This is a genomic window from Pseudomonas sp. URMO17WK12:I7, assembly GCF_003269045.1.
In the GTDB taxonomy this organism is placed as follows: Bacteria; Pseudomonadota; Gammaproteobacteria; order Pseudomonadales; family Pseudomonadaceae; genus Aquipseudomonas; species Aquipseudomonas putida_J.
The window spans coordinates 218,158-230,545 of record NZ_QLTL01000009.1; the positions used below are offsets into that span (position 1 = coordinate 218,158).

A 12,388-nucleotide genomic window follows, 5' to 3' on the forward strand; every position below is an offset into this window, starting at 1 on the left:
GTGCAGCTTCGCTTCCGTGGAAGCCGCACCAAGGGGCCAGCCTGCTAGCCCGCTTCGAATAACGCCATGGCTTCGACATGCGCCGTCTGAGGAAACATGTCGAGAATCCCGGCCCTTTTTAACCGGTACCCCTGGCCGACCAGCACCTGGGCGTCTCGCGCCAGCGTGGCCGGGTTGCACGATACATACACCAAGCGCTTGGCGTTGAGGCGGGCGATGCCTTGCACCACCTCGTATGCACCGTCGCGCGGTGGATCCAAGAGTACCGCAGAAAAGCCTTCGGCGGCCCATCCGGCGCCTGCCAAAGGCTGCGATAAATCGGCCTGAAAAAACGCGGCGTTATGCACATCGTTGTTCCGGGCATTGGCCGCGGCCCGATCGACCATGGCCTGCACACCTTCCACCGCCACCACTTCACGTGCCTGGCGAGCCAGCGGCAGGGCGAAGTTGCCCAGGCCGCAGAACAGGTCCAGTACGCGCTCGTCAGCTTGCGGTGCGAGCCAGGCCAGGGCCTGCTCGATCATCGCCGTGTTGACCTGGGCGTTGACCTGGACGAAGTCGCCCGGGCGCCAGGCCAGTTCGAGCTGCCAAGGCTCCAGGGCAAAGCCCAGTTTCGCCTTGGCATCCACGGGTGCCGGCTCACCCTCGCCTTGCAGCCAGAGCTGCGCCCTGGCCTCGTCGCAGAACGCCTGCAGGCGCGCCAGGTCGTCGGCTGGCAGCGGTGCCACATGACGCACCAGCACGGCTTCGGCAGTGCCACTGAACAGCTCCACGTGGCCGATCGCTTGCGGCTTGCCCAACGAACGCAGCACGGTCGGCAAGTGGCGAAGAATAGATTGCAAAGGCTGTACCAGCACGGCGCAGTCATCGATGGCGACAATTTCCTGGCTGGCTTCGGCACGCAAGCCGACATCCAGGTGCTTGGCCTTGACGTCCCAGCGCACTGCCACCCGCGCCCGGCGCCGGTAGCCGAATTCCGGCCCGCTGAGGGGCGCGGCCCATTCTTCCGGTTGCACGCCGGCCACCCGTTGCAGCTGTTCTGCCAGGGTGCGCTGCTTGAGCGCCAGCTGGGCGTCGTGGGGCAGGTGTTGCAGGTTGCAGCCGCCGCAACGCTCGTAGTGACGGCACGGCGCCTGTCGGCGTTCGGGGCTGGCCTGCAGCAACCGCTCCAGGCGCGCCTCGACGACTTTGCCACGGGCATTGAGCACGCGCGCTTCGACCGCTTCACCGGCCAGGGCGCCACTGACGAACCAGGTGCGCCCTTCGAGGAAGGCGATGCCACGGCCGTCACCGGCCAGGCGCTCGATATCCAGGCGCTGTTTCTTGCCCACGGGGACCTGGGGCGTGCGGTTGCCGCCGGCTGGCTGGAAGCGCAGGCCGCTGTTGCTTTTTTTCTTGGACATTTAGCTCGGGTCGAACAGGCCGGTGGACAGGTAGCGGTCGCCGCGGTCACAGATGATCGCGACCATCACGGCGTTTTCGACTTCGCGGGACAGGCGCAGCATGGCTGCCACCGCACCACCGGAAGACACGCCACAGAAAATGCCCTCTTCGCGAGCGAGGCGGCGGGTGGTGTCTTCTGCTTCCTGCTGGGACATGTCCATCACGCGGTCGACACGCGTGGCATCGAAGATCTTCGGCAGGTACTCCTCGGGCCAACGGCGGATACCCGGGATGGCCGAGCCTTCCATCGGCTGCAGGCCGACGATCTGCACGTTGGGGTTCTGCTCCTTGAGGTACTGCGAGCAGCCCATGATGGTGCCGGTAGTGCCCATGGAGCTGACGAAATGGGTGATGCTGCCCTGGGTCTGCTGCCAGATCTCCGGGCCGGTGCTGTTGTAGTGGGCGATCGGGTTGTCGCCATTGGCAAACTGATCCAGGACCAGGCCACGGCCTTCGGCCTGCAGCTTCTCGGCGAGGTCGCGGGCGCCTTCCATGCCCTCCTCCTTGGTCACAAGGATCAGCTCGGCGCCGTAGGCGGTCATCGCGGCCTTGCGTTCGGCGGTGGAGTTGTCAGGCATGATCAGGATCATCTTGTAACCCTTGATCGCAGCCGCCATCGCCAAGGCGATGCCGGTGTTGCCGGAGGTGGCTTCGATCAGGGTGTCACCTGGCTTGATCTGGCCGCGCAGTTCGGCGCGAGTGATCATCGACAGTGCCGGGCGGTCCTTCACCGAGCCGGCGGGATTGTTACCTTCGAGCTTGAGCAGGAGGGTGTTGCTGGTTTCGCCAGCGATGCGCTGCAGGCGAACCAGGGGCGTATTGCCGACGCAATCGGCGATGGTTGGGTACTGCAAGGTCATGGCGTATTTCACAATCCGGACGGCAGGGGTGCCTATCATACCGGCAAACCCCTTCTGGCCATATCACGCAATCTGTGGTCGCTATAGCTACAAGCTATAACGGCGCCGCCTGCTTCGCCGGCAAGCCTGCTTCAACAAGGGCAGCGCCGCTATCAAGCACAGTGTTGTACCTGTGGGGCACAGAGCCCGGCACATGAGCCGGCAAGCGCATGCACAGGCGCAGCCCGCGCTTGCCATTCTCCGCCCACAGTGTGCCGCCTTGACGCTGAATGGCGCTGCGAGCAATGCTCAGCCCCAGGCCAAATCCGCCATCCCCCGGCCGCGAGCCATCAAGCCGGGAGAACGGTGCAAAGATCCGCTCCAGATGCTCATCGGCCACGCCGCCGCCATCATCTTCCAGCCACAAACGCCAATACCCGCCCTCGCGCTGCCCGCCGAGTCGCACCAGGCCGTTTTCCGGCGAATGGCGGATGGCATTGCGCAGCATGTTCTCCAAGGCCTGGGCCAGGTGGTTGAGGTTGCCCTGCACCCAGCAAGTACCCGGCAGCTCGCAGCGCAGCCGCTCGGGCGACCAGCCGCTTTCGTAGCTGGCGTCTTCGCTCAGCAGGTCCCACAGCGCCTGAACCTGGATCGGCTCAAGGTTCATCGGTGCGCGTTCGGCATCCTGCCAAGCCAGCTGCAGCGTGTTCTCGACCAACTGCTGCATGCCGTCCACCTCGCGGCTCAGGCGCTCACGCAGGCGCTCAAGGTCGGTCTCGCCATCGCAGGCCACGCGCAAGCGGCTGAGCGGCGTGCGCATTTCATGGGACAGGTCGCGCAGCAACTGCTGCTGCATCATCACCGTGCCTTGCAGCCGCTCGGCCATCTGATCGAAGGCACGGGCCAGTTCGCCCAGCTCATCGTGCCGGGCCGTAGTACGGGAATCCAGGCGTGCGCAAAGCTGGTCGGCACGCCAGGCATTGGCCTGCTCGCGCAGCTGGTTGAGCGGGACGATCAGCATGCGGTACAGGCCGACGCACAGCAGCAAGGTGAACAGGCCGGGGATGATGCCGTTGGTGATGATCTGCCAGAACACCCGATAGTGGCCAGGATTGAGCCGATGCGGCAGTTCCATCACCAGCATGCCCTGCTCCGGCGCACCGGGGAACGGAATGCGCAACCACGGCTGGTCGACACTGCGCCGGCTCATGGGCCAGTCGACACCACGCAGGCGAGTGAGCCGCTGCATGATCTGGGGGCCGAGCATGGCACTGTCGAGGGGCCGCAGGTTGAGGTCGAGCACACCGACCCAGCCGTGCTCGCGCTGGTGCATCGCCGCCACCCAGCGGTCCAGCCCCTCGCGCCCACCGCCGCGCCAGGCCTTTTCCGCCTCGCTGGCATAGTCGCGCAGCACCTGGCGGGCCGGCTCGTCGAGAAAGGCGTTCTGGGTTTCCATATGCCGGCCCCAGGTGTAGCTGAGGCCGATCATCAACAGGCAGAAGCCCACCAGCAGGATGGCAAGCTTCCAGAACAGCGAATGGCGATCAAGCATGGCTTACTCCGCTTCGCCGACGCTCAGTACGTACCCTTTGCCCCACACGGTGCGGATCTGACGCTCGTGGTAGCCGATACCCTTGAGCTTGCGGCGGATCTGGCTGACGTGCATGTCCAGGCTGCGGTCGTGCCGCGAATAGCCACGTTGCAGCACCTGCTGGTAAAGGAAGGCCTTGCTCAACATTTCATCGGCATTGCGGTAGAGGGTGTCGAACAGGCGGTATTCGGTGGGAGTCATGCCGGCTGGCTGGCCACCCAGGCTGACATCACACAGGCCTTCGTCGAAGTGCAACTCGCTTCCGGCAGACTCCAGCGGCGGCTGATGACGACGCTCAAGGGCAACCCGGCGCAGGATCGCTTCAATGCGCACCTGCAGCTCGGCCATGCTGAAGGGCTTGGGCAGGTAGTCGTCGGCACCACGCTGGAAGCCGCTGATACGATCGGCCTCGGCGCCCAGCGCCGACATCAGGATGACCGGCGTGGCGCTGTGTTGGCGCAGCCGGGCAAGAGCGTCCAGGCCATTGAGGCCTGGCAGCAGGATGTCCAGCAGTACCACGTCGAAGGCTTGCCGACCGGCCGCCTCCAGGCCCTCCAGGCCGTTGCGGCACCAGGTGACCTGGAAGCCGCCACGCTGCAACTCTTCGTGCAGGTAGGCACCCAGGACCGGGTCGTCCTCGATGGCCAGGATGCGGGAGGCGTAATTAGTTACAGGATTCATTGGCAACTGCCATCCATTCTCAGTTGCGCAATTATTGTGCATGCTCACCGTCCAGGCAACCGCCTTGCGACCAGCGCCCTGGCCAGGCAATGAAAAGCTATACAAAGAGTGCATTAGCGCAGCCAGCGGAGTAACTTTCCGCTTTGGTCCGTCGCAGTGACGACGGCGTCCAGGCACATCACAGGAGGCGAGTGTGCTCGATCGTTTGGGAATCAGAAGCCGCGTGCTGCTGCTGGCGCTGCTGCCGGCCAGCCTGATGGCACTGGTGCTGGGCAGTTATTTCACCTGGCTGCAGCAAGACCAGCTGCGCACCCAGCTGCTGCAGCGCGGCAAGATGCTCGCCGAGCAACTGGCACCGCTGGCCGCACCGGCCCTGGCACGGCAGACGCCTGCCCAGCTGGAGCGTATCGCCGCGCAGACCTTGGAACAGGCCGACGTGCGCGCAGTGGCCTTCCTCGCCCCCGACCGCAGCCGCCTGGCCCATGCCGGCCCGAGCATGATCAACCAAGCGCCCAGTGGTGGTACCGGCACGCAATTGCTGCAGCGCACCGGCAACGACGCCACCCGCTACCTGATGCCGGTGTTCGGGCACCACCGCGACCTGGCCACCGATGCCATTCCGGCCGAGGCCGAGCGCCTGCTCGGCTGGGTCGAGATCGAACTGTCACACGACGGCATGTTGCTGCGCGGCTACCGCAACCTGTTCACCAGCGTGCTGCTGATCCTCGCTTGCCTGGGCCTCAGCGGCTTGCTGGCAATGCGCATGAGCCGCACCATCAATGACCCGATCGCCCGCATCAAGCATGCGGTCAACCAGCTCAAGGACGGCCACCTCGACGAACGCCTGCCGGCCATGGGCAGCCATGAACTGGACGAACTGGCCCGCGGCATCAACCGCATGGCCGAGACCCTGCACGGGGCCCACGAGGAACTGCAACACAGCATCGACCAGGCCACCGAGGATGTCCGCCAGAACCTGGAAACCATCGAGATCCAGAACATCGAGCTGGACATGGCGCGCAAGGAGGCCCTGGAGGCCAGCCGCATCAAGTCGGAGTTCCTGGCCAACATGAGCCATGAAATCCGCACGCCGCTCAATGGCATCCTTGGCTTCACCCACCTGCTGCAGAAGAGCGAGATGACCCCGCGGCAGCTGGACTACCTGAGCACCATCGAAAAGTCCGCCGACAACCTGCTGGGGATCATCAACGAGATCCTCGACTTCTCCAAGATCGAAGCCGGCAAGCTGGTGCTCGACAGCATCCCGTTCAATTTGCGCGACCTGGTCCAGGACACCCTGACCATCCTCGCCCCCGCCGCCCACGCCAAACAGCTCGAACTGCTCAGCCTGATCTACCGCGACACGCCCTCGTCGCTGGTCGGCGACCCGTTGCGGCTGAAGCAGATCCTCACCAACCTGGTGAGCAACGCGATCAAGTTCACCCGTGAAGGCACCATCGTCGTCCGGGCCATGCTCGATGACGAACAGGAAGACAGCGCCCAGCTGCGTATCAGCGTGCAGGACACCGGCATCGGCCTGTCCCCGCAGGACGTGCGCACCCTGTTCCAGGCGTTCAGCCAGGCCGACAACTCGCTGGCCCGCCAGCCCGGTGGTACTGGCCTGGGACTGGTCATTTCCAAACGCCTGATCGAACAGATGGGCGGTGAGATCGGTGTCGACAGCACGCCGGGCGAAGGCTCGCAGTTCTGGATCAGCCTGAGCCTGCCCAAGGCCCATGACGATATCGAGGAGCAGCCACTGCAACCGTTGCTCGGCCGCAGAGCGGCAATCGTCGATGGCCATGAGCTGGCGCGCCAGGCCCTGGAGCATCAACTCGAAGACTGCGGCCTTAGCGTCAGCCTGTTCGCCTCCTACGACCAGTTGCTGCAGGGTGTGCAGGCGGGCTTCCAGGCCGGCATGCCATTCGAGTTCGCAGTGCTCGGCGCCAACCTGGGCACACTTTCGCCAGAGCAGCTTGGCCAGTACAACCAGCAACTGGAGCGTTTGCGCTGCCAGTGCGTGGTGCTGTGCCCGACCACCGAGCAGGCGCTGTACCACCCCTACCTGCCTAACAGCCATGGCCAGCTGCTGTCCAAACCGACCTGCACGCGCAAGTTGCGCCGTCTGCTGCTGGAGCTGGTGCAACCGCGCCGGCCACTGGCAGAGCCGGGGCTGGCCAACAGCAACCAGCGCCGGGCGAAGGTACTGTGCGTTGACGACAATGCAGCCAACCTGCTGCTGGTACAGACGCTGCTCGAAGACTTGGGCGCCGAAGTGCTGGCGGTCGACAACGGCTATGCCGCCGTAAAAGCGGTGCAGGCGGAGCCCTTCGACCTGGTGCTGATGGATGTGCAGATGCCAGGCATGGACGGGCGCGCCTGCACCGAACAGATCCGCCTGTGGGAAAAGACCCAAAGTAGCAACCCTCTGCCGATCGTCGCCCTCACCGCACATGCCATGGCCAACGAGAAACGTGCCCTGTTGCACAGCGGCATGGACGACTACCTGACCAAACCGATCAGCGAACGGCAGCTGGCCCAGGTGGTGATGAAGTGGACGGGGTTGAGCCTGGGCGCATCGCCGCTGGAGCAGGCCAGCGAGCAGCCTGGCGACAGCCATGAGCTGCCGGTGCTGGACCCGGATGAAGGCCTGCGACTGGCCGCCGGCAAGCCGGACCTGGCTGCCGACATGCTGGCCATGCTGCTGGCGTCGCTGGAAAGCGACCGCCAGGCGATACGCGCCGCACGCGAGGCGGATGACAGCGAGACACTGATCGAGCAGGTGCACCGGCTCAACGGTGCCTCGCGTTATTGCGGCGTACCCCAGCTGCGCGCGGCCTGCCAGCGTAGCGAGACCCTGCTCAAGCAGGAAAGCCCGCAGGCACAGCAGGCGCTGGACGAACTGGATGCGGCGATCAACCGGCTGGCGGCGCAGGCGCGGTTGAGTGCCTGATTTGAGCGTTTTAGCGCCTGTGAGATCGAGTGCCGCCCGCGCGGCGCATCGCGGATAAATCCGCTCCTACATTTTTTGCAACGTGCCGAAGCGGTTACGCCATGGTTGCCAGCCCTGGCCTTAAAGGCATGGCCACGTTGCAACAAATGTAGGAGCGGATTTATCCGCGATGCGCCGTGCGGACGGCGCTCGATCTCGCAGGCGCCACACAACCCAAGACATGCACCACAAAGGAAACCCCTCACCATGCGCGTTCTGTTGTTCAGCAGCCAGCACTACGACCAGGAAAGCTTCACCCGGGCCACTGGCGACAGCGCCCTGGACCTGCACTTCCAGTCCGCCCGCCTGACCCTCGACACTGCCGCCCTGGCCAAGGGCTACGAGGTTGTCTGCGCCTTCATCAACGATGAGCTCGACGCCCAGGTGCTGCAGCGCCTGGCCGATGGCGGCACACGGCTGATCGCCCTGCGCTCGGCCGGCTACAACCACGTCGACCTGGCGGCGGCGCAGCGCCTTGGCCTGGCGGTGGTGCGCGTGCCGGCCTATTCGCCGCATGCCGTGGCCGAACATGCCGTGGCCCTGATCCTGGCGCTCAACCGCCGCCTGCACCGCGCCTACAACCGCACCCGCGAAGGGGACTTCACCCTGCACGGGCTTACCGGCTTCGACCTGCATGGCAAGACCGTTGGCGTGGTCGGCACGGGCCAGATCGGCGCTGCCTTCGCCCGTATCATGGCCGGTTTCGGCTGCCAGCTGCTGGCGTACGACCCCTCCCCCAACCCGGAGCTGCTGGCCCTGGGGGCCCGCTACCTGGACCTGCCCGAACTGCTGCGCGAGGCGCGGATCATCAGCCTGCACTGCCCCCTGACCGAGCACACCCGGCACCTGATCAATGCGCAAAGCCTGAGCCAGTTGCAACCGGGCGCAATGCTGATCAACACCGGCCGCGGTGCACTGGTCGACACTCCAGCACTGATCGACGCCCTGAAAAGCGGCCAGCTCGGCTACCTGGGCCTGGACGTCTATGAAGAGGAAGCCCAACTGTTCTTCGAGGACCGTTCCGACTTGCCACTGCAGGATGATGTGCTGGCGCGGCTGCTGACCTTCCCCAACGTGATCATCACCGCTCACCAGGCATTCCTGACCCGTGAGGCACTGGACGCAATCGCCGCCACCACCCTGGACAACATCATCCGCTGGGCGGCGGGTAATCCGCAGAATCTGGTCAGCGGTTGATGCTAGGATACGCGGCATTTCTGGAGGACCCATGGTCGAACACGATTTTCGCTACACCCTTTTCAACCCGCAACACACCCTGATCGAGTGCCGTGCCCTGGTTCCTGGCCGTTATCAGGTGACCGGCAACGGCGGCTCGATGCACAAAGGCGATGTCCTGATCGTGACCCTCAAGGGCAGCAAGGACCTGGCCATGCGCCTGACCGTGGAGAGCGTGCGCCACCTGATCAACCCACGCGGCCAGTGGGTTGCCGTGGCCAGCGGCCCGGTGTTCAACGAGCTGGAGATTCTTACCTGGAAGGTTGAGTGCGACAGCTGCGACGCGGTGCTGGACGTCGAGTTCGCCGTCGACGCCAAACTCGGCAAGGCGGCCCGTCAGCCGGCTGCCAGCGCACGTATCACCGAGCTGGGCTGGGCCAGCCGCGGCGACAAACACCTGTGCCCGCGTTGCCAGGAGAGCGCCGAGTGAAGAATCTGCTGACCGGCGCGCTGATTGCCACCGGCCTGCTCGGCTGTGCCGCCGAACCTTCAAAGCTGCAGCAGGAGCGCAGCTACGTGCTGGAATGGATCGGCGAGCGTCCGCTGATCGACTACAGCCACCTGACCCTGACCCTGGCCAGCGATGGCCGCGCCTACGGCAACGCCGGCTGCAACCACTGGTTTGCGCCGTATACGCTGGACGGTGAGCACCTGAGCTTCGGCAAGGTCGGCAAGACCCGCAAGCTGTGCGCACCGGCGTTGATGGAACAGGAAAAGCACTTCCTGCAGGCGCTGGAGACCGTGCAGCGCTGGGACGTGTCGCCCATCGAACAGATGCGCTTCTGGCCGGCCGAAGGCAAGCCGCTGCGCTTCTGGCCTGAGGAAGGCTGAATACAGCTGCACGCTGCGAGCTTCAAGCCGCAAGAAAAAGCAGAGTGAACACCAATCTGCCTTTACTTGCAGCTTGCAGCTTGCGACTCACCCCTGCTTGAGGGCCTTGATCTTGGCCTGCAACCCTTCCAGGGTCTGCTCGCCCATCAATTGCTCACGCACCTTGCCCTTGTCGTCGATGATGTAGGTCACCGGCAGCGCCTCGCTGCGTGGCAAATCATAGCGCTCGGCCGGGTCCTGGGCCAGCACGGTGAAGCCGATGCCCAAGGCCTGCGCCGCCTGTTTCAGCTCTGGGCCCTGCAGGCCATCGAAGTTCACCCCGACCACCTTGATACCATCAGCCGCCCACTGCTTGGCCGCCTGGTTCAGTTCAGGTACCTCGGTTCGGCACGGGCCGCACCATTCGGCCCAGTAATTGAGCACTACCCAGTGCCCGTCGATCTGTTCCGCCTTTACCGTCTTGCCATCTTGGTCCACGCCGTAATCGGCACCGCAACCACCGAGCAACAGGCTCGCGGTGATGGCCAGTACTGCTGCCAGACGCCTTGCCATGGGTCAATCCTTCTCGAAGTTTCAAGCAAATAGGTCAGTCGCTGCGGTTAGAATAGCCGCCACACCCAGCTGGATGCGACCCGACATGACTGACTTGACGCTCTATCATAACCCGCGCTGCTCAAAATCCCGCGGCGCGCTGGAACTGCTCGAACAACGCGGCCTGGCACCGACCATCGTGCGCTACCTCGAAACCCCGCCCGACGCCGCCACGCTCAAGGCCCTGCTCGGCAAGCTGGGCATCGCCCCACGCCAACTGCTGCGCAGCGGTGAAGACGAATACAAGGCTCTGGACCTGGCCAACCCGGCGCTGACCGACACGCAACTGATCGACGCCATGGTCCAGCACCCCAAGCTGATCGAACGGCCGATCCTGATCGCCGGTGACAAAGCCGTCATCGGCCGCCCGCCAGAGAAGGTGCTGGAGATCCTGCCGTGAGCGCGCCGTACATCCTGGTGCTGTATTACAGCCGCCACGGTTCGACCAGCGAGATGGCCCGGCACATTGCCCGCGGCATCGAGCTGGCCGGCATGGAAGCGCGCCTGCGCACGGTACCGGCGATTTCCACCGAATGCGAAGCAGTCGCCCCGGACATCCCGGCCAGCGGCGCGCTGTACGCCACCCTCGACGACCTGCGCCACTGTGCCGGGCTGGTACTGGGCAGCCCGACCCGCTTTGGCAACATGGCCGCACCACTGAAGTACTTCCTCGATGGCACCAGCAGCCTGTGGCTGGGTGGCGAGTTGGTCGGCAAGCCGGCTGGCGTGTTCACCTCCACTGCCAGCCTGCACGGCGGCCAGGAGACCACCCTGCTGTCGATGATGCTGCCGCTGATGCACCACGGCATGCTGGTGATGGGCCTGCCGTACAGTGAATCGGCATTGCTGGAAACCCGTGGCGGCGGTACCCCTTACGGTGCCAGCCACCATGCTGGCGCCGATGGCAAGCGTGAACTGGACCAACACGAGATCGCCTTGTGCCGTGCCCTTGGCCAACGCCTGGCGACCACAGCCAAGGCCCTGGAGGCTGCGCGTGGCTAAAAAGCCCAAGGTGCTGCCGCCATTGGAATGGCTGGCGCCGCGCCTGCGCCTGACGAGGGCGTTGAGCCTGGCGTTTTTCCTTGGCCTGATCGCGCTGCTGGTGATGAATAACCTTTGGTTCGCCAACCTGCATGGTGCGCGGGTCGAAGTGATCCTGGCGATCGAGCTGGTGCCACTGCTGTTGCTGCTGCCGGGCATGCTGACGGGCAGCGCCCGGGCGCATGCCTGGACCTGCTTCGTGGTGAATATCTATTTCATCAAGGGCGTGCTGGCGGCGTTCGACCCGGCGCGTGCGGTGTTTGGCTGGGTTGAAGTGCTGGTGAGCCTGGGGCTATTCATCGCCGGGTTGCTGTATGTGCGCTGGAAGTTCCAGTTCGAACGGCGCATGGCGGGCGAAGGGAGTTAATTTCTTCGCGGGTAAACCCGCTCCCACAAGTACAGCACAGACCTCAAGTGCGGCGCGGCCCCTGTGGGAGCGGGTTTACCCGCGAAGAGTCCAGACAGGACTCAATGGTTGACGGTATGCGCCAGCATCACCGACAACTGGCACAGCGGTCGCCCGCTTTCCTCGTGCCACTGATTGAACGCCTGCTGCACCAGGGCCAGGTCGCGCTGGCTGGTCGGCTGCTTGTCGATCACCTTCTGGGCAATCAGCGCGGCGGCCATGTCGTCGGTGGGGATGAACGTGTCCTTGCCAACCATGCGCAGAAAGCGCGGTGCCGACAACCCACCCAGCTGGTTGCCATGCTTGGCCAGGTACTTCCACAGCCCGACGATATCGGTCACTGGCCAGTCGGCGATGAACGCACCGAAACTGCCTTTCTCCTTCGCCACGTCGAGGATCATCTGCGCATTGCGCGGTACGCTCTTGAGCTTGCCCAGGTGGCGGATGATGCGCTCGTCATGCATCAGCCGCTCCAGGTGCTCGGCGCCCATCAGCACCACCTTTTCCGGGTCGAAGCCGAAGAACACCTGCTCGAACGCCGGCCACTTGGCATCCACCAGGCTGTGCTTGAGCCCGGCGCGGAACACGCGCAGGGCCAAGGTCGACAGGTAGCGGTCATCAGCGATTTCGCGCAACTGCGCCGGCGTGCGCGGCTGCGGCAGGAAGGCTTCCAGCGCCTGGGCCGAGCCGAAGCGGTTCAGGCAGTACTCATGCAGCCACTGGTAATCGCGCATGGC

13 protein-coding genes are annotated in these 12,388 nt (G+C 64.7%); 7 read left to right on the top strand and 6 right to left on the bottom strand.

From position 1 onward, the window contains the following. Positions 1–44: 44 nt before the first annotated feature. The 4 genes from rlmD to H040_RS14605 form a co-directional block, all read right to left on the bottom strand. On the bottom strand, positions 45–1,403 hold the full coding sequence (rlmD, locus tag H040_RS14590; RefSeq protein ID WP_027918079.1) for a 23S rRNA (uracil(1939)-C(5))-methyltransferase RlmD: 1,359 nt from the start codon (positions 1,401–1,403) through the stop codon (positions 45–47). Beyond that, complete coding sequence (gene cysM / locus H040_RS14595; protein WP_027918078.1) at positions 1,404–2,303, bottom strand: cysteine synthase CysM; 900 nt, start codon at positions 2,301–2,303, stop codon at positions 1,404–1,406. It lies immediately after the preceding gene. 94 nt (positions 2,304–2,397) lie between these two features. Then, on the bottom strand, positions 2,398–3,834 hold the full coding sequence (locus tag H040_RS14600) for a sensor histidine kinase (protein WP_027918077.1): 1,437 nt from the start codon (positions 3,832–3,834) through the stop codon (positions 2,398–2,400). 3 nt (positions 3,835–3,837) lie between these two features. Continuing rightward, positions 3,838–4,554, bottom strand: coding sequence for a response regulator transcription factor (locus tag H040_RS14605; protein ID WP_027918076.1), 717 nt, complete (start codon positions 4,552–4,554; stop codon positions 3,838–3,840). Positions 4,555–4,747: 193 nt separating this feature from the next. Here H040_RS14605 and H040_RS14610 point away from each other — a divergent pair, with 193 nt between their 5' ends. From H040_RS14610 to H040_RS14625, 4 genes are all read left to right on the top strand, one after another. Then, complete coding sequence (locus tag H040_RS14610) at positions 4,748–7,507, top strand: response regulator (protein WP_027918075.1); 2,760 nt, start codon at positions 4,748–4,750, stop codon at positions 7,505–7,507. Positions 7,508–7,753: 246 nt separating this feature from the next. Then, on the top strand, positions 7,754–8,743 hold the full coding sequence (locus H040_RS14615; RefSeq protein ID WP_027918074.1) for a 2-hydroxyacid dehydrogenase: 990 nt from the start codon (positions 7,754–7,756) through the stop codon (positions 8,741–8,743). 31 nt (positions 8,744–8,774) lie between these two features. After that, on the top strand, positions 8,775–9,212 hold the full coding sequence (locus tag H040_RS14620) for a hypothetical protein (protein WP_027918073.1): 438 nt from the start codon (positions 8,775–8,777) through the stop codon (positions 9,210–9,212). Further along, positions 9,209–9,613, top strand: a complete 405-nt coding sequence (locus H040_RS14625; protein ID WP_027918072.1) for an META domain-containing protein — start codon at positions 9,209–9,211, stop codon at positions 9,611–9,613. Before H040_RS14620 ends, H040_RS14625 begins: the two co-directional genes overlap by 4 nt. Positions 9,614–9,700: 87 nt before the next feature. On the opposite strand, the gene H040_RS14630 is transcribed toward H040_RS14625, so the two are convergent. Beyond that, positions 9,701–10,165: a TlpA disulfide reductase family protein gene (locus H040_RS14630; RefSeq protein ID WP_027918071.1), complete on the bottom strand. Its 465-nt coding sequence runs from the start codon at positions 10,163–10,165 to the stop codon at positions 9,701–9,703. Between the two features lie 85 nt (positions 10,166–10,250). Here H040_RS14630 and arsC point away from each other — a divergent pair, with 85 nt between their 5' ends. From arsC to H040_RS14645, 3 genes are read left to right on the top strand one after another with little or no spacing between them, the layout of a single operon-like run. Continuing rightward, positions 10,251–10,604, top strand: coding sequence for an arsenate reductase (glutaredoxin) (gene arsC, locus H040_RS14635; protein ID WP_027918070.1), 354 nt, complete (start codon positions 10,251–10,253; stop codon positions 10,602–10,604). Next, positions 10,601–11,206, top strand: coding sequence for an NAD(P)H:quinone oxidoreductase (wrbA, locus tag H040_RS14640; RefSeq protein ID WP_016501124.1), 606 nt, complete (start codon positions 10,601–10,603; stop codon positions 11,204–11,206). Before arsC ends, wrbA begins: the two co-directional genes overlap by 4 nt. Continuing rightward, positions 11,199–11,612 (top strand): DUF2069 domain-containing protein, encoded by a 414-nt coding sequence (locus H040_RS14645; RefSeq protein WP_027918069.1) that lies wholly within the window; start codon positions 11,199–11,201, stop codon positions 11,610–11,612. The genes wrbA and H040_RS14645 overlap by 8 nt, the downstream gene beginning before the upstream one ends. Before the next feature lie 101 nt (positions 11,613–11,713). Here H040_RS14645 and H040_RS14650 read toward each other — a convergent pair whose 3' ends face one another. Next, positions 11,714–12,385, bottom strand: coding sequence for a DNA-3-methyladenine glycosylase I (locus tag H040_RS14650; RefSeq protein WP_027918068.1), 672 nt, complete (start codon positions 12,383–12,385; stop codon positions 11,714–11,716). Positions 12,386–12,388 lie beyond the last annotated feature (3 nt).

Coding starts and splice junctions, on each gene's coding strand:
- cysM (WP_027918078.1), bottom strand. CDS start 2,303: ATGACCTTGCAGTACCCAACCATCGCCGATTGCGTCGGCAATACGCCC.
- H040_RS14615 (WP_027918074.1), top strand. CDS start 7,754: ATGCGCGTTCTGTTGTTCAGCAGCCAGCACTACGACCAGGAAAGCTTC.
- H040_RS14630 (WP_027918071.1), bottom strand. CDS start 10,165: ATGGCAAGGCGTCTGGCAGCAGTACTGGCCATCACCGCGAGCCTGTTG.
- H040_RS14605 (WP_027918076.1), bottom strand. CDS start 4,554: ATGAATCCTGTAACTAATTACGCCTCCCGCATCCTGGCCATCGAGGAC.
- H040_RS14650 (WP_027918068.1), bottom strand. CDS start 12,385: ATGCGCGATTACCAGTGGCTGCATGAGTACTGCCTGAACCGCTTCGGC.
- arsC (WP_027918070.1), top strand. CDS start 10,251: ATGACTGACTTGACGCTCTATCATAACCCGCGCTGCTCAAAATCCCGC.
- H040_RS14620 (WP_027918073.1), top strand. CDS start 8,775: ATGGTCGAACACGATTTTCGCTACACCCTTTTCAACCCGCAACACACC.
- rlmD (WP_027918079.1), bottom strand. CDS start 1,403: ATGTCCAAGAAAAAAAGCAACAGCGGCCTGCGCTTCCAGCCAGCCGGC.
- H040_RS14600 (WP_027918077.1), bottom strand. CDS start 3,834: ATGCTTGATCGCCATTCGCTGTTCTGGAAGCTTGCCATCCTGCTGGTG.